The sequence below is a fragment of the Klebsiella pasteurii genome, from assembly GCF_018139045.1.
In the GTDB taxonomy this organism is placed as follows: Bacteria; Pseudomonadota; Gammaproteobacteria; order Enterobacterales; family Enterobacteriaceae; genus Klebsiella; species Klebsiella grimontii.
The window spans coordinates 4,241,322-4,261,644 of record NZ_CP073236.1; the positions used below are offsets into that span (position 1 = coordinate 4,241,322).

Below are 20,323 nucleotides of genomic sequence, written 5' to 3' on the forward strand. Positions count from 1 at the left end.
AAATGAGGAAAAGCTATTATTCGCCCTGGACAGCATCCGTTGCTGACGAGGGCAGAATAGAGAAACGGAAATATAACCACAATCTTCCGTTTCTCTTATTACGATCGTGCATGAAGAACATTTAAGAAATGACATTCTTCATCATGACGAGTGGGAAGCGCGTCCCAGCCAGCTATCCCAATCCTTCCATACCGGCTGCAGCCCGCTGCCCACCAGCGCGCGGGCGACCTCTTCCGGGCGACGGTCATCATGAGGCGCAAACTGCTCCAGCTCAGGATGGTTATCGGCATACCCGCCTGGCTGGGTTTTCGAAAATGCGCTGACGTTGTTGATGGCCAGCGGGATCACCCGATCGCGGAACCAGGGAGATTCGCGGGTGGAGAGCGAGAGCTCCACTTCCGGGGCCAGCAGGCGGAAAGCGCAGATGGTCTGCACCAGCTGTCGTTCATCCATTAACGAGGCGGGCTCGATTCCCCCGGCGCAAGGACGCAGCCGCGGAAAGGAGATGGAGTAGCGGCTTCGCCAGTAGTGTTGCTGGAGCCACAGCAGATGTTCCGCCACCATAAAGCAATCCACCCGCCAGCTGTCGGAGAGGCCAATTAATGCGCCAAGGCCAATTTTATCAATCCCCGCCTGTCCGAGCCTGTCCGGCGTATCCAGCCGCCAGAAGAAGTCCTGCTTTTTCCCTTTCAGATGATGTTTCGCATACATACTTTCATGATAGGTCTCCTGATAGACCATTACCCCGTCCAGGCCGAGGGTTTTCAGCTCGGCGTACTCTTTCATCGCCAGCGGCTGGACCTCCATCTGCAGCGAGGCGAACTGGCGGCGAATCGTGGGCAGATGTTGACGAAAATAGTCCATACCGACTTTGCCCTGATGTTCGCCGGTGACCAGCAGCAGATGCTCAAAGCCCATTGCGCGGATCGCCGTGCATTCGCGGGCAATTTCCGCCTCATCCAGGGTCTTGCGCTTGATGCGGTTACTCATGGAGAAACCGCAGTAGGTACAGTCGTTGGCGCAGAGATTCGAGAGATACAGCGGGACATAAAAGCTGACGGTATTGCCAAAACGCTGGCGAGTCAGGCGCTGGGCGCGCTGGGCCAGAGGCTCCAGATAATCCGCGGCGGCGGGCGAGAGCAGGGCCATCATATCATCGCGGCTAAGTTGTTTGGCCGCCAGGGCGCGTTCAACGTCGGCAGGCGTTTTCCCGTTGATACGCAGGCGAATGTCGTCCCAGTCCAGCTGCCGCCAACGGTCAGTGAAGGTGTTCATACCCGCGCCTCCAGAAAGCCGGTCAGCGGGCTGGTGGCCTGCGCCTGCGCGCTGCGCGCGCCCGGACCAGCCTGCCGCGCCAGCAATCCGGCATCAATCGCTAAGCGGAAGGCGCGGGCCATGGTTACCGGATCGTCGGCCACGGCGATAGCGGTATTCACCAGTACCGCGTCAGCGCCCATTTCCAGCGCCTGCGCCGCGTGGCTCGGTACACCTATACCCGCATCAACGACCACCGGGACCGTGGCCTGTTCGATAATAATTTCCAGCATCGCTTTGGTTTCCAGTCCCTGATTAGAGCCGATTGGTGCGCCGAGCGGCATCACCGCCGCGCAGCCCGCCTCTTCCAGACGTTTGCACAGCACCGGATCGGCTCCGCAGTAGGGCAGCACCACGAAACCTTCCCGTACCAGAATTTCTGCCGCTTTCAGCGTTTCAATCGGGTCGGGGAGCAGCCAGCGGGCGTCCGGGTGAATTTCCAGTTTCAGCCAGTGGGTACCCAGCGCTTCACGCGCCAGACGGGCGGCAAAGACGGCTTCTTCCGCCGTTTTGGCGCCGGAGGTGTTGGGCAGCAGGCAAACGCCAGCCGCCAACAGCGGCGCGAGGATCGCGTCATTATGCTGACGAAGATCGACGCGCTTCATCGCCAGCGTCACCAGCTGGCTGCCGGAGGCGCGAATGGCCTCCACCATGACGTCGGGGGCGGCGAATTTACCGGTGCCGGTGAAAAGATGGGACTCAAACGTTTTATCCGCAATACGTAACATATCAGCCTCCAGCGATAACCTGAAAAAGCAGGATTTGGTCGCCTTCCTGCAAAAGATGATCTTCCCACCGTTCACGCGGCAGGATGCATTGATTGAGCGCCAGCGCGACGCCCGGCTGCTGCTGACCCAACTGAGTGAGCAGAGCGGCGACGGAGGTCGCTTCGGCGCACTGCAGCGGTTCATCGTTAAACCACACCTTCATGCTGCCCTCCACAGACCGGACAACCCTGAGCCCGCTGGAGCGCGAGAGTGCGCCAGCTACTGGTGCGGGCATCAAACAGGCGCAGCGCGTTACGCGGCGTGGCCATGCCGGCGAGCAGCTTAATGGCCTCCAGCGCCTGTAACGTGCCCATCATGCCGACCACCGGGCCGATGATGCCCGCCGTACGGCAGTTGCGCTCAGGCTCGTTAGCGTCCGGCCACAGGCAGCGATAGCAGCCCTGGTCCCACGGCGGCGTCAGTACCATCAGCTGGCCCCCCAGCCCGACGGCGCTGGCGGTAATCAGCGGGGTTTGAAGCGCGATGCAGGCGGCATTGATCGCCTGTCGGGTTGCCATGTTATCGGTGCAATCCAGTACCACATCGGCCTTCGACACTTCATCCTGTAGGGCCTCTCCGCCTAAACGCTGCTTAAGCGCAATCAGCGCAATCTGCGGATTTAGCTGAGCCAGCCGGGCCCTGGCGGCAGCGGCTTTGGACCGCGAGATATCCTCGCTGGTGAACAAAATTTGTCGCTGCAGGTTACTCACATGCACGTCGTCGTCGTCGACCAGTACCAGCGTGCCGACGCCGGCCCCGGCCAGGTAGAGCGCGGCGGGAGAGCCCAGCCCGCCAAGACCCACGATCAACACCCGGCTGGCCAACAGTTTTTGCTGGCCTTCAATGGCGATATCCTCCAGCAGCAGCTGGCGGCTATAGCGCATAAAATCGCTGTCATTCATCACCGGCTCCCGCTATCTCGAGCAGCCGAGCCGTTGCCTGTCGCCAGTCGGCCGCCTGAGTAATGGCGCTGACCACCGCAACGCTGCCGACGCCGGTCGCCAGTACCCCCGCGGCACGCTCAAGGCTGATGCCACCAATCGCCACGGTCGGATAATCGTCCAGACGCTGAATGTGCTGCGCGAGCTGCTCCAGTCCCTGCGGGGCGGAGGGCATCTGCTTGGTTTGCGTTGGAAAAACGTGCCCGAGGGCGATGTAAGAGGGACGAGCCGCCAGCGCGATATCAATTTCCATATCGTCGTGCGTGGAAACTCCCAGACGCAGCCCGGCGTTGCGGATGGCGCGGAGATCGGTGGTTTCCAGATCTTCCTGGCCTAAATGCACCCCGTAGGCCTGATGTTTGATGGCCAGACGCCAGTAATCATTAATAAACAGGCGCGCATCATACTTGCGCCCCAGCGCGATCGCGGCAACCACATCGTCTTCGACTTCGCTATCGTGTTTATCCTTGATACGCAGCTGGACAGTGCGAACGCCCGCATCCAGCAAGCGTTCGATCCACGCAACGCTATCAACGACCGGATAAAGCCCCAGGCGGAAAGGGACGGATGGAAAATCGGGTTGATACATCAGGCTTCCTCCTTACGTAGATAGATTTCACCGCCGCGGGCGCGAAAGTTATCCGACATATCGGCCATCCCCACTTCGATGGTTTGCGCGGCGGCATAGTCGCGAACTTCCTGGCTTATCTTCATTGAACAGAATTTAGGGCCGCACATGGAGCAGAAGTGGGCTACTTTGCCGGACTCCTGCGGCAGGGTTTCGTCGTGGTAAGCGCGAGCGGTGAACGGGTCGAGCGCCAGGTTGAACTGATCTTCCCAGCGGAACTCAAAGCGCGCTTTCGACATGGCGTTATCGCGGATCTGCGCGCCGGGATGGCCTTTGGCGAGGTCGGCTGCGTGGGCGGCAATTTTGTAGGTAATCAGGCCCTGCTTAACGTCTTCTTTATTCGGCAGGCCGAGGTGCTCTTTTGGCGTCACGTAGCAGAGCATCGCGCAGCCGAACCAGCCGATCATGGCGGCGCCAATACCCGAAGTGAAGTGGTCGTAGCCCGGCGCGATATCGGTGGTGAGCGGCCCTAAGGTGTAGAAAGGCGCTTCGTGGCAGTGCTCCAGCTCTTCGGTCATATTGCGCTGAATCATCTGCATCGGCACATGACCCGGGCCTTCGATCATCACCTGTACGTCATACTCCCAGGCGATTTGGGTCAGTTCGCCCAGGGTGTGCAGCTCGGCGAACTGCGCTTCATCGTTGGCATCCTGAATCGAACCGGGACGCAGGCCATCACCCAATGACAGCGAGACGTCATAGGCGGCGCAGATTTCGCAGATTTCGCGGAAATGCTGATAGAGAAAGTTCTCTTGATGATGGGATAAGCACCATTTCGCCATGATTGAGCCGCCGCGGGAGACGATGCCGGTCAGGCGCCTGGCAGTCATCGGCACGTAGCGCAGCAGTACGCCCGCGTGGATGGTAAAGTAGTCCACCCCTTGTTCAGCCTGCTCGAGCAGCGTATCGCGAAAGGCTTCCCAGGTAAGATCTTCGGCGATCCCGTTGACCTTCTCCAGCGCCTGGTAGATCGGCACCGTACCGATCGGTACCGGGCTATTACGCAAGATCCATTCGCGGGTCTCGTGAATATAGCGGCCGGTGGAAAGGTCCATCACCGTATCCGCTCCCCAGCGCGTCGACCACACCAGCTTCTCGACCTCTTCTTCAATCGATGAGGTAACCGCTGAGTTGCCGATATTGGCGTTAACCTTCACGAGGAAGTTGCGGCCAATAATCATCGGTTCGGATTCTGGATGATTTATATTGGCCGGGATAATCGCGCGCCCGGCGGCGACTTCAGCGCGCACAAACTCCGGGGTGATATTCTCCGGCAGCCGCGCGCCAAACCCAACGCCCGGATGCTGCCGGCGCAACACTTCGCTACGAATACGCTCGCGGCCCATATTTTCGCGAATGGCGATGAACTCCATCTCCGGGGTGATAATCCCCTGCCGGGCGTAGTGCAGCTGAGTCACGCATTTCCCGACCATGGCGCGCCTGGGTGTGAGCAGGCCGGTAAAACGCAGCTCGTTGAGTCCATCATCCGCCAGCCGTTTTCTGGTATACGCCGAGCTGCGGTCGTTGAGTTCATCGCAATCGTGACGCGCATCAATCCACGGCTGACGCAGTTTTTTCAGACCCTGCTCAACGTTAATCGCGATGTTCGGATCGCCGTAGGGGCCAGAGGTGTCATAGACCGGAATCGCTTCATTCGCTTCATATTGCGGATTATCTTTGCTGCCGCCGATAAGGGTCGGGCTAAGCTGAATTTCGCGCATCGGGACGCGAATATCTTCCCGCGAACCGTGGATATAGATGCGCTGTGAATTGGGAAATGCGGTACCTTCCAGCGTGTCGATAAAGCGCTGGGCGTGTTCGCGTTGCTCTCGACGCGTGAGTTTTGTTGTAGACATAGCTCATTCCAGTTAAACAGGATATGGCTTGCCAGACGACGGATGGAGTAACAGATGCGATCGGCCCTGAAGAGGCTGACGCTAAACGCAGTTTACTCTTGTTCCCTTCGCAGGTATTAGCCTGATCAGGTTCCGCGGATCCCGAATAAACGGTCTCAGCCTTTTCCGGTGTGGAAAATGGGCACTCCGACAAGATGACATCCCCTCTCAGCGAGGGGGAATGTATGTAAACTACGCGTTAATGGTTCACAACTCAAGCGGTCGGCGCGATATTGTCGCTGACGTTATCTTTTTGACTGTGGGCGACGGCGAGGGCGATCAGGCTATCTTCCAGCGCAAAGCGCGCTTCCAGCGCTTCGCCGATATCCGACAGCGCCTGCTGGAACTCAAGGTAGTTATCGTGATCGATGGCATTTTCGAGGCAGGAGTCGTAATAATCCATGATCTGCTGGGTATTGGCCTGGAGCTGTGGATAAATCTTCGTGGCGGCTAAAAGTGGCGTATCGCCTTCCAATTCGCCGATAAAGCGTTCATAAATATTAAAATGGCCGGAGGAGAGGTAGTCCACCAGGCTTTGACAAAAATCATCCAGCGCTTTCTCATTAAGTCGCATAAATGATTCTTTGCCAGGCTTCAGGCCAACCAGGTTGTAGTAAGCCACAAGCAAATGCTTACGTACTTGTAGCCAGCGATCGACCAGTTTATTGCTGCCTCCAACACGTTCCGTCAGGTTTTCCAGCTGGTTTAACATGGTTGACTCCGCAAGGATTTAAGAGAAATACGTTGCTCACCAAAATGTAAATTTAATGTTAAAAGTGCCAGTAAAATAAAGGTAGTGCAATAGATATGGATCGTATTATTGAAAAATTAGATCGCGGCTGGTGGATCGTCAGCCACGAACAGAAATTATGGTTGCCCGGCGGAGAATTGCCCTACGGCGAAGCGGTAAATTTTAATCTTGCGGGGCAGCCCGCGCTGCGAATCGGAGAATGGCAGGGCGATCCGGTGTGGCTGGTGCGCCAGGATCGCCGGCATGAGATGGGATCGCTACGCCAGGTGCTCGATCAGGATGCCGGCCTTTTTCAACTCGCGGGGCGAGGGATCCAGCTGGCGGAGTTTTATCGATCGCACAAATTCTGCGGCTACTGCGGGCATCCGATGCATCCCAGCAAAACCGAATGGGCGATGCTTTGCAGCCACTGCCGCGAACGTTATTACCCGCAAATCGCCCCCTGCATCATCGTCGCCATCCGCCGGGATGACGCTATTTTGCTGGCGCAGCATACTCGCCATCGCAACGGCGTGCACACGGTACTGGCCGGTTTTGTCGAAGTGGGTGAGACCCTGGAGCAGACCGTTGCCCGCGAGGTGATGGAAGAGAGCGGCATTAAGGTGAAAAACCTGCGCTACGTGACCTCTCAGCCCTGGCCGTTCCCGCAATCGCTGATGACCGCGTTTATGGCCGAGTACGATAGCGGCGAGATTGTCATCGACAAGAAAGAGCTGCTGGAGGCGGGGTGGTATCGCTATGACAATTTACCGCTTTTGCCGCCGCCGGGCACCGTGGCGCGCCGCCTGATTGAAGATACCGTGGCGATGTGTCGGGCAGAGTATGAGTGACATGTTACATACACTTTATCCTTCAAATTGCCTCTTTGTTGGCTGCTTTCACTTACCCCAGTCACTTACTTGAGTAAGCTTCTGGGGTTCATTCAATTGCCGCCTCGATCCACATTGAATGATTTTGTGTATAAACTTGGCGCATCAACGCTAAAGGAATGTAAAAATGACCGAACTGAAGAACGATCGTTACCTGCGCGCGCTGCTACGCCAGCCGGTTGATGTCACCCCGGTGTGGATGATGCGTCAGGCGGGCCGCTATTTACCGGAATATAAAGCCACCCGCGCCGAGGCGGGCGATTTTATGTCGCTGTGTAAAAACGCCGAGCTGGCCTGTGAAGTGACGCTGCAGCCGCTGCGCCGCTATAAGCTGGACGCGGCTATCCTCTTCTCGGACATTCTCACTATTCCGGATGCCATGGGGCTGGGGCTCTATTTCGAAGCCGGGGAAGGGCCGCGTTTTACCTCACCTGTCACCTGTAAAGCAGATGTTGATAAATTACCGGTTCCCGACCCGGAAGATGAACTTGGCTACGTGATGAACGCCGTGCGCACGATTCGTCGTGAGCTGAAGGGGGAAGTGCCGCTGATTGGCTTTTCCGGCAGCCCGTGGACGCTGGCGACCTATATGGTTGAAGGCGGCAGCAGCAAAGCGTTTACGGTGATCAAAAAGATGATGTACGCCGAGCCGCAGGCCCTGCATGCACTGCTCGATAAGCTGGCGAAAAGCGTCACGCTGTACCTGAATGCGCAAATCAAAGCGGGCGCGCAGTCGGTGATGATTTTTGATACCTGGGGCGGCGCGCTGACTGGCCGGGATTACCAGCAGTTCTCGCTCTATTACATGCATAAAATCGTTGATGGTCTACTGCGTGAAAACGATGGCCGCCGCGTGCCGGTGACGCTGTTTACCAAAGGCGGCGGGCAGTGGCTAGAAGCGATGGCGGAAACCGGCTGCGATGCGCTGGGGCTCGACTGGACTACCGATATCGCCGATGCGCGGCGTCGCGTCGGCCATAAAGTCGCCCTGCAGGGCAATATGGATCCCTCGATGCTGTATGCCCCTCCGGCGCGCATCGAAGAAGAGGTGGCGACCATTCTCGCCGGGTTTGGCCAGGGCGAAGGCCATGTCTTTAACCTTGGGCACGGAATTCATCAGGACGTCGACCCGGAACATGCGGGCGTATTTGTGGAGGCTGTGCATCGGTTGTCGGCGCCATACCACCGCTAAGGAGTGATTATGGATTTATCATCGCTACGCACCCAGCAGATCAGCCTGGCGGCATCGGTTGAACGAGGCGATCGGCTGGACCAGGATCTGCCGACGCTGATCGGCGGAGCGGATGTTGGATTTGAGCAAGAGGGAGAGGTGACCCGGGCGGCGATGGTGCTGCTGAGCTATCCCTCCCTGGAGCTGGTGGAGTATCAGGTCGCGCGCGTCGCGACCACGATGCCTTATATCCCCGGCTTCCTCTCCTTTCGCGAAACCCCCGCGCTGCTGGCGGCCTGGGAGCAGCTTTCGCAGAAGCCAAATCTCTTATTCGTCGATGGTCACGGTATTTCCCACCCGCGCCGCCTCGGCGTCGCCAGCCACTTTGGTCTGCTGGTGGATGTGCCGACTATCGGCGTGGCGAAAAAAAGGCTGTGCGGTAAGTTCGAGGCGCTGGGCGATGAACCCGGCGCGCTGGCGCCACTGCTGGATAAAGGCGACCAGCTGGCGTGGGTTTTGCGCAGTAAAACGCGCTGTAATCCCCTATTTGTGAGTACCGGGCACCGCGTGGGCCTGGATAGCGCGCTGATGTGGGTCGAACGCTGCCTGAAAGGCTATCGCCTGCCTGAGCCGACGCGCTGGGCTGATGCGGTGGCGTCCCGACGCCCGGCGTTTGTGCGTTGGCAAGCAAATCGCGGCTGATTCAGGTACACTGCGGCTAATTTCTGACTTCGAGATTTCATCATGTTACAAAACCCGATTCATCTGCGTCTGGAGAAGCTGGAAAGCTGGCAGCACGTGACCTTTATGGCCTGCCTGTGCGAGCGGATGTACCCCAACTACGCCATGTTTTGCCAGCAAACTGAGTTCGCTGATGGCCAGCTCTATCGCCGTATCCTCGATCTGATCTGGGAAACGCTGACGGTAAAAGATGCCAAGGTGAATTTCGACAGCCAGCTGGAAAAACTGGAGGAGGCGATTCCTGCCGCAGATGATTACGACCTGTACGGCGTTTATCCGGCGATCGATGCCTGCGTCGCACTGAGTGAACTGATTCATTCGCGGCTGAGCGGCGAAACGCTCGAACATGCCATTGAAGTCAGCAAGAGTTCGATTACCACCGTCGCGATGCTGGAAATGACCCAGGCTGGTCGCGAAATGACCGACGAAGAGCTCAAAGAAAACCCGGCCGTTGAACAAGAATGGGATATTCAGTGGGAGATTTTCCGTCTTCTGGCCGACTGCGAAGAACGCGATATTGAACTGATCAAAGGGCTACGGGCAGACCTTCGCGAGGCCGGCGAGAGCAATATTGGTATAAATTTTCAGCAATGAGACCAGAAAACGTGATTTACCGCCTGAATTGTAGCGTCTGAAGGCTTCCATTCCGCCCCCCGTCTGGTCTACATTTGGGGGGCGAAAAAACGTGGCTATCGGTGCGTGTATGCAGGAGAGTGCTTTTCAGGCATTTCCGTCGCACTCGATGCTTAGCAAGCGATAAACACATTGTAAGGATAACTTATGAACAAGACTCAACTGATTGATGTAATTGCGGACAAAGCTGACCTGTCCAAAGCACAGGCGAAAGCTGCCCTGGAATCTACCCTGGCTGCAATTACCGAGTCTCTGAAAGAAGGTGATGCTGTTCAACTGGTTGGTTTCGGTACCTTCAAAGTGAACCACCGCGCTGAGCGTACTGGCCGCAACCCGCAGACCGGTAATGAAATCAAAATCGCCGCAGCAAACGTACCGGCATTTGTTTCAGGTAAAGCTCTGAAAGACGCAGTTAAGTAAGACCGCGTGGCAGTGTACAGTTTTATCGAAGGGGCTTGTCGGCCCCTTTTGTCTACCTGGTGCCGCACGTTGGCGCTGGTAGGCGTATTGCTGCTCACTGCCTGCAGCCATGATTCCTCTCTCCCGCCGTTTACCGCCAGCGGATATGCGGATAACCAGGGGGCGATGCGTATCTGGCGCAAAGATTCCGACAGCGAGGTCCGTCTCCTTGCGGCCTTCAGTCCATGGCGTCATGGTAATACCTCGACCAGCGAGTACCGCTGGCAGGATGGCCAGCTCGCGCTGATTGAAATCAACGTCTACGGCAAACCCCCGGAACATATTCGCGCTCGTTTTGATGCGCAAGGCGAACTCAGCTTTATGCAGCGTGAAATCGATGGGCAGAAGCAGCAGCTTTCCAGCGATCAGGTCGCCTTATACCGCTATCGCGCTGAGCAAATACGCCAGACCAGCGATGCTTTGCGTCAGGGACGCGTTATGCTGCGCCAGGGGCGCTGGCACGCCAACAGGACGGTGACGACCTGTGAAGGTCAGACCGTGAAACCTGACCTCGATACGCTGGCGCTGGCGCATATTGAGCGTCGCCAGAATCACTCATCCGTTGAGGTGAGCGTAGCGTGGCTGGAAGCGCCGGAAGGCTCTCAGCTGCTGCTGGTAGCAAACGAAGACTTTTGTACCTGGCAGCCGACCGAAAAAAGTTTCTGAACTCAGCTCGCTATCTCCATTCGCTCCACCGCGGTATTCTTCAAGCCGAAAGCCGCCCAGTCGTAGATAATCCCCCGCCTGCGCCTCGCGCGCTGCAATTCTTTCAGGCCCTGGTTTTCCCCTTGAGCGTCTCATTCAGTTTTAACGCGTCTGGATCGTGAACGCGTATGTTGGATTGCGCATGGTGGCTTAGTGCTTACGGTTTGTCACTTCAAACGACATGAGGGCGCCGCAGTGAAGCCCATTGTTATGTTCTTTTACGACAGGGTGCTCCTCCAAAAAGATGAGAAATGAAATTTTGCGTCTTCGTTTGCAATGGTTTAACTATGTGAAACTATATGTCTATCCGCAACGGTGCGATGAATAGATATTAATGAAATGTGAATTGAAATAGATGAGTCACGATTTTCCTCAAGCAAGTTTCGTCATTATTTTTTTATAAAAATTTTTTATTACATGATCTTGCCATCTCAGTTTTTCATAAGAAAAATCCTGCTCCTGTGGAGGACGGGATCTGGTATCTGGAGCGAATATAGTTTTTGCTATTCTATTTTCTTAAGATTTCATAAGAAAAATCCCACACAGCGCGTTGTGCTTTATCTGATAATCATCGTTCAAGGCTGTTGTCAGCGTATTGCTCAATGAAAAAACCACGGCTACAATGCGCCGTATCCGCTAATGAAAACCTGAATGTTCAATCTTCCAGGGTATTGTTTCGGGTACATAAAGAGGATGTTTAATAATAACTTCTTAATAATGGGCATAGACTGGAAATATGCCAGTGAACGCTATGTTCAACCTAGTATTCATTTTAAATAAGGATATCACAGATGAAAAAGATGACCATGACTGAAGCTAGCGTAATTGTTGGCGGTACTTGCACTACCTGCGTTAACACCTTCGAACTGACCCTGGTCGGTGATGAAACTGTATGTAACGCAGTAAACACCTGCACTGACAAGAACGGTGTTGTGACTAAGTCTTATACCCCAGCAGCCATGTCAAACTGCGGTAATGCAGGCTGAGAAACAGCTGTTTCTCATTAAAACAGAGTAAATAGGATTCGTATTTATTCTGCCAGGGCGTTGTATTTTTATACAACGCTCACCTGACTCTGTTAAATATTATTTTCAGGATGAAAAGCCCCCGTGAAAAAAAGAATTCTTCCCCTTTTTGCTTATACCGTTTTTGTTGCGATAGTTTCAGCGTTGATTACCACCGCTTGGTTCCATGCCTTTGTATTCAATCAAAAAGGTGATGTTGAGCAGCAGGCGCTGGTATCGCTGGCGGCGGAAAAAGTCGCAAACAGTCCGCTGGTCGGCGGGGAAGATATTATTGAAATTTTTTCATACGGTTGCCATTACTGTGAAGTGAACGAAGAGAACGTGGATATGCTGGAAAAGCGTATGCCAGCGGGCAAGAAGCTGGCGCGTCTTCACTTCAACCTGGATGGCCAGGGCGGACTGGCGCGCTACGCAACGGTGTTTGCTACCCTGCAGGTTATGGGCATTGAAGAGGCGCACCGCAAAAGCGCTTACGACGCGGTCATAAAGCGTAAAATTGATTTAAGTGATGCAGCCCAACGCGACGCGTGGCTGGCAGAGAATAAGATTAGCGTTGCGCAATACAATAGAGTCAGCCAGTCCGTGAAAGTCAAAGAACTGATGGATTATATGACCCAGGTGACCCGTTATTATAACATTAATGCAACGCCGGCCTTTATTGTGGCCAAAAAGTGGGTGGCATTCCAGGACAGTGATTTTCCGGTATTCTCTGATAAATTAATCTCACTATTAGAAACCGAACAAGCGCCGGAGAAATAATGAAATTCTTTGCCCTGTGGTGTGCGTTGTTTTGGAAAAACCTCATTGTGAAATATCAATGGGTTTTGTATAAACTCCAGCTTATCGCCTACCGGGCGCATTGTTTACTGTTCCGGCGCCTGAATTATCGCGTTGTTTTTGCCTTCTCGCATGTCAGCCGCTGTTTAGGGCTGACACGACGCGATCTGAAGCTACGGGCAGCCGTTGCCCAATCAAACCGTCGCTGTCTGCTCAACGATAAGCAGAAATTTGACTACATCTGGCTGACCCAGCGCCGGCAGCTACTGGTTCAGGCGGTCACCTACGGACAAAATCGCCGAATAATGCAGGAGCTCGCTGCGTGTTCCGCGCAGCTTAATGCCGTTGTTGAACCGTTACAACGTGCGCGCCAGCCGGTCATTCTCGCGCCGCTGCATATGGTTTCAGACGTACTAAGTACGATGGTTGGCGCGGCGGTATTTCCAGGGAAAGCGACGGTCATTACCTCCCGCAGCGCTAATGCTCACTCTGAAGCCGAGCGTCAGCTCGGTGGCGTGAATCTCACGTATTGCTCAATTCATGAGGATAATAAAAATATTGCCGGCAATCTGATGATGTCGGTGATGGAGGCGGCTGAAAATAAAAGGAATATTATTCTGTTTCCCGATATTACACCTGACTTCACGCAGTTTGCCAGCAAGGACAAAACCGAGAAACTGCATTGTCAGTTATTCGGTCGCCAGGCCAATCTGCACAGCGGCATTATCCGCATGGCGAGAATGATGTCAGCGAAGGTGGTTTTTTATCATCTTTATTATGAGCAGGGGCTGAAAGTTATTATTCATGAGCCCGTTCCGGCAAAAAAACTTAAGCAGGAAATGCCACTCATTATTGAACAAAGTATTCGTGAGCATTCTACCGACTGGATGTTGTGGCATTCTCACTCGCTGTTTTTCATCAATGATTAAGGATGTGAACAGAGTACAGCCCGGCAATATTAGTGAAGAGAACAGGACGTTCCAGGGGATCGATTATGGACAATATTATTCCGCAAATGGTTTATCAGGCAGAAACGAACGAGTGCGCGCTGGCATGTCTCTCCATGCTGGCAGAAACTCAGGGGCTTAATGCGCCGCTTGAAGAGCTCCGCGAGCGCTTCCCGGCATCCGCCCATGGTACCGCGCTTTCAACCATGTGCGACATCCTTGCTGAGCTGGCGATCCCGGCCTATCCGGTGGCTTTCGATCTGGATGAGATTGCCGAACTCCCTTTACCGGCTATTTTGCACTATGGCGCGAGTCACTATGTGCTGCTGGCATATCGCCAGGGCAGCTACGTGTGCGTGATGAACCCGGCGATTGGTGAGCAGCTTTTGCCTGTTGCTGCCCTTAAATCGGAAATTAGCGGTTATGCGCTGGTGCTCGACCGGGAAGCGGAAAACGCCGCTCAACCTGTGGAGCAGCATAAACGCACGCGACGTTTTCGCGCGCTGGCGTGCATGAGCCTGAAGCAGACCGCGGCGATTCCCGGAATCTATCGGTTGATGGTGCTGGCGTTTCTGGTTTCTCTGACTCTGTTCATCATGCCGGTGATGGTCAGCTCGGCTATCAATAACGTTTTCTCTTCCGGCGGCCAGACTGAATTTCCGTATTTCTACTATCTACTGGCCTTCATGGTCTCGACCCTGCTGGCGTTCCTTGTGCGCAGCGTAACCGAGCGGTTTATCAAACGTTTTGTGGTGATGCAAAGCCTCAGCGGTTTTACCCGCCTTTTGACACATTCGCTCTCTTACTTTGAAAAGCGCAGTCCGGGTGAAATCTACAGCCGCTTCTCCAACTGGCAGCTGGCGGCGGCGCAAAAAATTGAGCTGGATAACGGTCTACGCGTGGACTGGGTGGTTGGCGTCATCGCGCTGGGCGTGATGTGTTTCATCAGCCCGATGCTGGCGGCCATCTCCGCCGTTGGCGTAACGCTCATGGGGCTGGTGAGCGTCTGGGCGATTTTCCGCGACCGCTATTTCACTCAGCAAATTCAGGCGAAGAGCGCCGAGCAAAGCGATTTTCTGCTGGAAACCATTCAGGGCTTTGCCACGCTGAAAGCTGCCGGACTGCATGGCCAGCGCCAGGCGGCGTTCGCCCGATACGCGTTATCCCTATTTGACTGTCGTCAGAAGCAGAGAGTCTATGAACAGGTGAAGAGCAGCCTGTATCAACTGATTGGTAGCCTTGAGATGGTTTTTTTCATGCTGCTGGCACTGCCGCTGCTGAAGGACAACCGCATCTCGCTGGGTGAGTTTTTTGCCTACAGCTTCGTGCGGCAGATTTTTACGGCCTACATTACGCAGATTTTCTTCTCTGTACTGCGTAAGAACCAGCTACACGTGATCGATACCCGTGCTGCCGATCTGTTCCCGCAGGTCAAAGAAGAGAGACATGATGGGCTACTGCCGCCTGCGAGGTTCACTCAGCGGCTCCACTATCGTGAGCTTCAGTATGCTTACGATCCCGGCAAACCGGTGCTCGATCGGACGTCATTGATGCTGAAACAGGGGGAGACGCTGGCGATTGTCGGTGAGTCGGGCGCGGGGAAAAGTACCTTGCTGAAAGTTATCACCGGGCTTATCGAACCTCAGGCGGGAGATATTCTTGCCGACGGACTGCCTGTCAGCAGCCGCCAGGCGCAGAAGCTGTTCTTCCTGCAAAGCCAGGAAGATATCCTGTTCAATACCAGCGTGCTGCAAAACATCACGCTGTTCGATCGCGAATATGATGAGAAAAAGCAACTGCGTATCGATAAATCATTGCGCGGGCTGAATCTGACAGAAGTGATTGATAGCTTGCCGGGAAAACAAAACGCGCTGATTCGCGAAAGCCACCCCGCGCTCTCGCTTGGGCAACGCCAGCGTCTGATGCTGGCGCGTGCAATGTACAGCGATTGTCCTGTGATGGTGCTGGATGAGCCGACCGCCAATTTGGACGAACAGACCGCGCAGCAGGTGATGCGCGCGCTGATTGACCACTGTCGTGAATACGGAAAAACGCTGATTACCGTGACCCACAGCGAGACAACGCTGGGGCTGTTTGACCGCCTCTGTTCGATGAAAAATGGCCGCATACAAGCGCTGCCGAGCGCTGATAGTTACGCGCTCACCCCTGAAGGAGAGCCGGCATGAGTTTCGCAAGCAGTCGATGGCCCGCCATGATGGCCGGACACCGCAAGTCACTTTATGGGCTGGCGGCCCTGTTGGCGATCCTGCTGATTGGCGGCGTGCTGGGCGCGTCCAGTCAGCTTTCTGGGCGTGCTGAGCCGGTGGCGGCTTATGTTGTCGATCGCGGCGATATCGAAAAAACCGTGCTGGCCACCGGGATCCTCAAACCGTCAGTGCAGGTGAATGTCGGGGCGCAGGTCAACGGTCAGTTAAAGAAATTGTACGTGCGTGCCGGCGATCGGGTTACCCAGGGCCAGCTGCTAGCCGAAATCGATCCAACGCTGCAGCAGAGCGAATTGCGTAAGTCTGAAGCGGCGCTGGAGAGCGCGGTAGCGCAGAAACAGGCGTCACAGTTCACGCTCACTCAGTACCAGCTCGAGCTGAAACGCCAGCTGCGGATGGATCGTGACGGGTCAGGAACGAAAAGCAATCTCGAGGAAGCGCAGGCCAGGGTCGATACCCAGAAGGCGCAGGTGAGAGTCAATATGGCGCAAATTGTGCAGGCGCAGATGGCGCTGGAAACGGCGAAAGCCAATCTTGGCTATACGCGGATCATCGCGCCGGTGGACGGGCAGGTATTGGGCATCGTCACCAAAGAGGGACAAACCGTGGTCTCTTCACAGACAGCGCCGACCATTCTGGTTCTGGCGAATGTCGATACCATGACGGTGCAAACCCGTATTTCAGAAACGGATATTTTGAAAGTCCGTCCCGGCCAGCCGCTGTGGTTTTACGTCGTCGCCGAACCCAAACGCCGCTATCAGAGCGTGATGGGGGGGCTGCAGGACGCGCCGAACGATGCCCTACAGGATGATAGCGCTCGTCCGCAGGGGCAACAGGCCTCTGCCGTTTATTATAACGGTGTGTTCAGCGTGCCGAACCCCGATCATCGGTTGAGAACCGCGATGACGGCGCAGGTATTTATCATCACCGAGCAGGCTAAAAATGTACTACGCCTGCCGGTGATGGCGCTGGGGCAACCGCAGGGAGCCAATAGCTATCATGTACAGGTGCTAAAAGGCGATAAGGTTGAACAGCGTCTGATTCAGGTAGGTATCAACGACCGTCAGTTTGTTGAAGTAAAAGAGGGGCTGAAAGCAGGCGATCGCGTGGTGATGGCGCAAAATGATGCAGGGGTGGCAAATGGCTGACTCTCCGATCATCGAACTTTCGCACATCTCCCGTCATTTTGGCGCAGGTAACGCCAGCGTTACCGTACTGAAGGATGTTTCTCTGCGCGTCCATGCCGGAGAAATGGTGGCGATTATCGGTGCGTCGGGTTCCGGTAAGTCCACATTGATGAACATTCTAGGGTGTCTGGATAAACCATCGGAAGGTGAAATGCGCATTATGGATGTGCCTGCGCAGGCGGCCAGCAGCGAACAGCTGGCGCAGCTGCGTAGCCAGTATCTGGGCTTTATCTTTCAGCGTTATCATCTGATGCCGTATCTGACGGCTCTCGAAAACGTCACCATCCCGGCGCTCTACACCGACATGCCGGTCGCTGAACGCCAGACGCGAGCAAAATATCTGCTGACTCGGTTAGGTCTTGGTGACCGCATAAACTACCGTCCCGCGCAGTTGTCCGGTGGCCAGCAGCAACGGGTGAGTATCGCACGCGCCCTGATGAACGGTGCGCCGGTGATCCTGGCGGATGAGCCCACCGGGGCGCTCGACAGCACCAGCGGTCAGGAGCTGATGGCCATTTTACATGGCCTGCACCAGGCCGGGCATACGCTTATTATCGTGACCCACGACCGCAGCATCGCTGAACAGTGCCAGCGTATTGTCGAAATCCGCGACGGCAGAATTATTGCGGACCGGGCCAATCCGGTTATATCGCAGGTGGTTTCGCAGGGATTACCGGCTATTGCGGCCACAGGGCGAACGTCCGTCTGGCAGAGCATCAAAGAGGCGGTACGCATGGCGTGGCGCTCTCTGCTCGGGCATCGGATCCGCGCCTTCCTTTCCATGCTGGGGATTATCATCGGCATCTCCTCCGTGGTCTCTTCTATGGCGGTGGGAGAGGGCGCGCGGCAAAATATTCTCAGCCAGATAAGCCAGCTGGGCACCAGCACCATCGAAATTCAGCCAGGTCTTGGCTGGGACAGACCGCGCCCGGATTTTGAACGGTCCCTGACCCTGGACGATGTGGAATTACTCAGCAAACAGCCGTATATCGATAGCATTTCGCCAGTGGTCAGTAAAACCGTGATGATGATCCGCGGGGGTAAGCAGCTTCTTGCATCGCTGTCGGGCGTCAGTAACGGCTTCTTCCGAGTGCAGGGGCTGAATTTTATCGCTGGAAACCGTTTTACGTCGCGCGATTTGGACGAGCGTGAGCCGGTGGTCATCATCGATCCGAACGTACAGAGCTCCCTGTTTCCCGGCGGTCAGGATCCGTTGGGCGAAATTATTCAGCTTTCCGGCGTGCCCTACCGGGTGATCGGCGTGGCCGCGAAAAAAGGACCGAAGTATATCGGCGAGCAGCCCGGCGCGTGGATCCCCTACACCTCGCTGCGAGAGCGTATGTCAGGTGATTCGCCGCTACAGTCCATCACTCTGCGCATCGTCGACGGCTATTCGATAGAAGTTGCGCAGCGAAATGTGGAGCAACTGCTGGATTCCATGCACGGTAAGCGCGATTTCTTCACCATGACCAACGATCAGCTGACGAAGACTATCCGCAAAACCTCGCAGTCGATGACGCTGCTGATTACGGCAATTGCTGGGATTTCCCTGCTGGTAGGCGGGGTGGGCGTGATGAATATCATGCTGGTGTCGGTGACGGAGAGGACGCATGAAATTGGTATTCGCCTTTCGGTCGGCGCCCGCCCCGCGGATATCATGCGTCAGTTCCTGATTGAAGCCATGGTGATTTGTACTCTCGGCGGTCTGATCGGCGTTATCGGTTCCGGCGGGGCCGGGCTGATTTTCTCGCTGATGACTCAGGAATTCACCATGGTGTTCACCTGGCCACCGGTCCTTCTGGCCTGCGGATTTTCCGCGCTGATTGGCCTTGGATTTGGCTTTTTCCCGGCGCGCAATGCTGCCCGTCTGCATCCGACGGAGGCGCTGGCCCGCGAATGAAAAAACTGCACCTACTTTCAACGATCGCTGTGGCGCTGGTATTGACCGGCTGCGGCCAGGCGCTGAAAAGCGACTATCAAAGGCCCATGCTGTCGATACCCGATACCTGGCGGGTGGAGGATACCGGCGAGGGCGTAGCGCAATTTTCCCCACACTGGTGGGATAATTTTGGCGACCCGCAGCTGTCACGGCTGATCGTTGCAACGCTGCAAAGCAATAACGATCTCGCTCTGGCGGGAATAAGACTTCGACAGGCGCGCCTGGCGGCGGGGTTATCGGACCTGAATCTGACGCCTGACTTTGCCGTTGGCGCAACGGCCAGCAACAGCAAGAATCTGCGCCACAGCACAACGTCAACGGAAGGCTATAGCCAATCGCTTTCGGCTTCTTATGAACTTGACCTGTGGGGTAAATTAGCGCGCACTCGAGAGCAGTCCGACTGGCTGGCGCAGGCGTCGGAGCAAGATTTACGAGCGACCGCGCTGACGCTGATTGGTACCACCTCTCAGCTTTACTGGCAGATAGCCAGCCTGAACCAGCGGATAGGCAATTTGCAGCAAAGCCTCAATATTGCTGAGGAAACGCTGGCGATGGTGACTTCCCGCTGGAAAGCAGGAGACCTGGGGCAACTGGATTATCTCCAGGCGCAGCAAACGGTGCTGAGCCGTGAAACGACCCTCCGCGACTTACGTCAGCAGCGTGATGAGAACCGTAACGCGCTGGCGATTTTACTCAGTCGCGCGCCGGGGCAATTTCCTGCGGAACGGGGCTCTCTGGATATTCAGCAGAGCGTACCGGTGGCGCAGCGTTTGCCGTTAGATGTGATTGCCAGGCGACCGGACGTGCAGTCGGCAGAAATGAACTTACGCGCTGCGCTGGCGGGTTCTGACGTTGCCCGATTGAGTTTTTATCCGTCACTGACGCTGAATGCGTCACTGAACGCGGGCGCAGCGGTGTTTCAGCAGTGGTTCAGTAATCCCGCCCGAACGCTCGGATCTGCGCTCGATCTGCCTTTTATCCAGTGGAACAAAGTGCGCTTGACCATTGAAAAGTCCGATCTGGATGTACAAACCGCGGCGATACAGTTCCGAAGCGCCGCTTACAGCGCGCTGCAGGATATTGATAACGCCATGGCGCAGCGCCTCACGTACCAGCAGGAAAAACGGCTGCAGCTGAAAGATCTGGCATTGAGCCAGCAACGTTTGACGCTGGTGGAGAGCCAGTATCGCCACGGATCCGTGGCGTATCAAACGCTGCTTGATGCGCAGAATTCGCTGTTGAACAGTGAAAATACATTGGTGCAGAGCCAATACCAATACCTGTATTCCACGATGAAACTCTGGCTGGCGCTGGGGGGCGGGGAAAACAGTTCGATGAATCACTAAGGA

The 20,323-nt window shown here is 55.6% G+C and carries 20 protein-coding genes and 1 riboswitch; of the genes, 13 read left to right on the plus strand and 7 right to left on the minus strand.

Annotation, left to right across the window (positions count from 1 at the left end):
• Positions 1-141 precede the first annotated feature (141 nt).
• The 7 genes from thiH to KCG39_RS19940 form a co-directional block, all read right to left on the minus strand.
• Positions 142-1,275, minus strand: coding sequence for a 2-iminoacetate synthase ThiH (thiH, locus tag KCG39_RS19910; protein WP_087828929.1), 1,134 nt, complete (start codon positions 1,273-1,275; stop codon positions 142-144).
• Positions 1,272-2,042: a thiazole synthase gene (gene thiG, locus KCG39_RS19915; RefSeq protein ID WP_004127590.1), complete on the minus strand. Its 771-nt coding sequence runs from the start codon at positions 2,040-2,042 to the stop codon at positions 1,272-1,274. The genes thiH and thiG overlap by 4 nt, the downstream gene beginning before the upstream one ends.
• Before the next feature lies 1 nt (position 2,043).
• On the minus strand, positions 2,044-2,244 hold the full coding sequence (gene thiS, locus KCG39_RS19920; protein WP_004127593.1) for a sulfur carrier protein ThiS: 201 nt from the start codon (positions 2,242-2,244) through the stop codon (positions 2,044-2,046).
• On the minus strand, positions 2,228-2,983 hold the full coding sequence (gene thiF, locus KCG39_RS19925) for a thiazole biosynthesis adenylyltransferase ThiF (protein WP_087828928.1): 756 nt from the start codon (positions 2,981-2,983) through the stop codon (positions 2,228-2,230). Before thiF ends, thiS begins: the two co-directional genes overlap by 17 nt.
• The gene (thiE, locus tag KCG39_RS19930; protein ID WP_049115698.1) at positions 2,976-3,611 is read right to left on the minus strand and encodes a thiamine phosphate synthase; all 636 of its coding nucleotides are present in this window, start codon (positions 3,609-3,611) and stop codon (positions 2,976-2,978) included. Before thiE ends, thiF begins: the two co-directional genes overlap by 8 nt.
• A complete protein-coding gene (gene thiC / locus KCG39_RS19935; protein ID WP_087828927.1) occupies positions 3,611-5,506 on the minus strand; it encodes a phosphomethylpyrimidine synthase ThiC in 1,896 nt (631 codons plus the stop codon). The genes thiE and thiC overlap by 1 nt, the downstream gene beginning before the upstream one ends.
• A gap of 85 nt (positions 5,507-5,591) precedes the next feature.
• Positions 5,592-5,705, minus strand: a riboswitch (TPP riboswitch).
• A gap of 54 nt (positions 5,706-5,759) precedes the next feature.
• The gene (locus tag KCG39_RS19940; RefSeq protein ID WP_004127603.1) at positions 5,760-6,257 is read right to left on the minus strand and encodes an Rsd/AlgQ family anti-sigma factor; all 498 of its coding nucleotides are present in this window, start codon (positions 6,255-6,257) and stop codon (positions 5,760-5,762) included.
• 95 nt (positions 6,258-6,352) lie between these two features.
• On the opposite strand from KCG39_RS19940, the gene nudC reads away from it, so the two are divergent.
• From nudC to KCG39_RS20005, 13 genes are all read left to right on the plus strand, one after another.
• Positions 6,353-7,126 (plus strand): NAD(+) diphosphatase, encoded by a 774-nt coding sequence (gene nudC / locus KCG39_RS19945; protein ID WP_004127606.1) that lies wholly within the window; start codon positions 6,353-6,355, stop codon positions 7,124-7,126.
• A 166-nt stretch (positions 7,127-7,292) separates the two neighbouring features.
• On the plus strand, positions 7,293-8,357 hold the full coding sequence (hemE, locus tag KCG39_RS19950) for a uroporphyrinogen decarboxylase (protein WP_004127611.1): 1,065 nt from the start codon (positions 7,293-7,295) through the stop codon (positions 8,355-8,357).
• A gap of 9 nt (positions 8,358-8,366) precedes the next feature.
• On the plus strand, positions 8,367-9,038 hold the full coding sequence (nfi, locus tag KCG39_RS19955) for a deoxyribonuclease V (protein ID WP_004127613.1): 672 nt from the start codon (positions 8,367-8,369) through the stop codon (positions 9,036-9,038).
• Positions 9,039-9,080: 42 nt separating this feature from the next.
• Entirely contained in the window at positions 9,081-9,671 is a 591-nt protein-coding gene (locus tag KCG39_RS19960; protein ID WP_004097673.1) for a YjaG family protein, read from the plus strand.
• Positions 9,672-9,857: 186 nt separating this feature from the next.
• The gene (gene hupA, locus KCG39_RS19965) at positions 9,858-10,130 is read left to right on the plus strand and encodes a nucleoid-associated protein HU-alpha (RefSeq protein ID WP_004097675.1); all 273 of its coding nucleotides are present in this window, start codon (positions 9,858-9,860) and stop codon (positions 10,128-10,130) included.
• A gap of 12 nt (positions 10,131-10,142) precedes the next feature.
• Positions 10,143-10,835 (plus strand): DUF1481 domain-containing protein, encoded by a 693-nt coding sequence (locus KCG39_RS19970; protein WP_112167354.1) that lies wholly within the window; start codon positions 10,143-10,145, stop codon positions 10,833-10,835.
• Positions 10,836-11,665: 830 nt separating this feature from the next.
• Positions 11,666-11,860, plus strand: a complete 195-nt coding sequence (locus KCG39_RS19975) for a DUF4762 family protein (RefSeq protein WP_004127617.1) — start codon at positions 11,666-11,668, stop codon at positions 11,858-11,860.
• Positions 11,861-11,983: 123 nt separating this feature from the next.
• Entirely contained in the window at positions 11,984-12,658 is a 675-nt protein-coding gene (locus KCG39_RS19980) for a DsbA family protein (RefSeq protein ID WP_004127620.1), read from the plus strand.
• Positions 12,658-13,605: a lysophospholipid acyltransferase family protein gene (locus KCG39_RS19985; RefSeq protein WP_142445107.1), complete on the plus strand. Its 948-nt coding sequence runs from the start codon at positions 12,658-12,660 to the stop codon at positions 13,603-13,605. The genes KCG39_RS19980 and KCG39_RS19985 overlap by 1 nt, the downstream gene beginning before the upstream one ends.
• A gap of 65 nt (positions 13,606-13,670) precedes the next feature.
• On the plus strand, positions 13,671-15,809 hold the full coding sequence (locus tag KCG39_RS19990; protein WP_049115701.1) for a peptidase domain-containing ABC transporter: 2,139 nt from the start codon (positions 13,671-13,673) through the stop codon (positions 15,807-15,809).
• Between the two features lie 26 nt (positions 15,810-15,835).
• Complete coding sequence (locus KCG39_RS19995; protein ID WP_032742230.1) at positions 15,836-16,996, plus strand: efflux RND transporter periplasmic adaptor subunit; 1,161 nt, start codon at positions 15,836-15,838, stop codon at positions 16,994-16,996.
• Positions 16,989-18,935 (plus strand): MacB family efflux pump subunit, encoded by a 1,947-nt coding sequence (locus KCG39_RS20000; RefSeq protein ID WP_049115703.1) that lies wholly within the window; start codon positions 16,989-16,991, stop codon positions 18,933-18,935. The genes KCG39_RS19995 and KCG39_RS20000 overlap by 8 nt, the downstream gene beginning before the upstream one ends.
• On the plus strand, positions 18,932-20,320 hold the full coding sequence (locus KCG39_RS20005; protein WP_004127644.1) for an efflux transporter outer membrane subunit: 1,389 nt from the start codon (positions 18,932-18,934) through the stop codon (positions 20,318-20,320). The genes KCG39_RS20000 and KCG39_RS20005 overlap by 4 nt, the downstream gene beginning before the upstream one ends.
• Positions 20,321-20,323: the final 3 nt, after the last annotated feature.

Coding starts and splice junctions, on each gene's coding strand:
- thiS (WP_004127593.1), bottom strand. CDS start 2,244: ATGAAGGTGTGGTTTAACGATGAACCGCTGCAGTGCGCCGAAGCGACC.
- nudC (WP_004127606.1), top strand. CDS start 6,353: ATGGATCGTATTATTGAAAAATTAGATCGCGGCTGGTGGATCGTCAGC.
- thiC (WP_087828927.1), bottom strand. CDS start 5,506: ATGTCTACAACAAAACTCACGCGTCGAGAGCAACGCGAACACGCCCAG.
- hupA (WP_004097675.1), top strand. CDS start 9,858: ATGAACAAGACTCAACTGATTGATGTAATTGCGGACAAAGCTGACCTG.
- KCG39_RS19960 (WP_004097673.1), top strand. CDS start 9,081: ATGTTACAAAACCCGATTCATCTGCGTCTGGAGAAGCTGGAAAGCTGG.
- KCG39_RS19995 (WP_032742230.1), top strand. CDS start 15,836: ATGATGGCCGGACACCGCAAGTCACTTTATGGGCTGGCGGCCCTGTTG.
- thiE (WP_049115698.1), bottom strand. CDS start 3,611: ATGTATCAACCCGATTTTCCATCCGTCCCTTTCCGCCTGGGGCTTTAT.
- KCG39_RS20005 (WP_004127644.1), top strand. CDS start 18,932: ATGAAAAAACTGCACCTACTTTCAACGATCGCTGTGGCGCTGGTATTG.
- thiH (WP_087828929.1), bottom strand. CDS start 1,275: ATGAACACCTTCACTGACCGTTGGCGGCAGCTGGACTGGGACGACATT.
- KCG39_RS20000 (WP_049115703.1), top strand. CDS start 16,989: ATGGCTGACTCTCCGATCATCGAACTTTCGCACATCTCCCGTCATTTT.
- hemE (WP_004127611.1), top strand. CDS start 7,293: ATGACCGAACTGAAGAACGATCGTTACCTGCGCGCGCTGCTACGCCAG.
- KCG39_RS19990 (WP_049115701.1), top strand. CDS start 13,671: ATGGACAATATTATTCCGCAAATGGTTTATCAGGCAGAAACGAACGAG.
- KCG39_RS19975 (WP_004127617.1), top strand. CDS start 11,666: ATGAAAAAGATGACCATGACTGAAGCTAGCGTAATTGTTGGCGGTACT.
- nfi (WP_004127613.1), top strand. CDS start 8,367: ATGGATTTATCATCGCTACGCACCCAGCAGATCAGCCTGGCGGCATCG.
- KCG39_RS19940 (WP_004127603.1), bottom strand. CDS start 6,257: ATGTTAAACCAGCTGGAAAACCTGACGGAACGTGTTGGAGGCAGCAAT.
- thiF (WP_087828928.1), bottom strand. CDS start 2,983: ATGAATGACAGCGATTTTATGCGCTATAGCCGCCAGCTGCTGCTGGAG.
- KCG39_RS19985 (WP_142445107.1), top strand. CDS start 12,658: ATGAAATTCTTTGCCCTGTGGTGTGCGTTGTTTTGGAAAAACCTCATT.
- thiG (WP_004127590.1), bottom strand. CDS start 2,042: ATGTTACGTATTGCGGATAAAACGTTTGAGTCCCATCTTTTCACCGGC.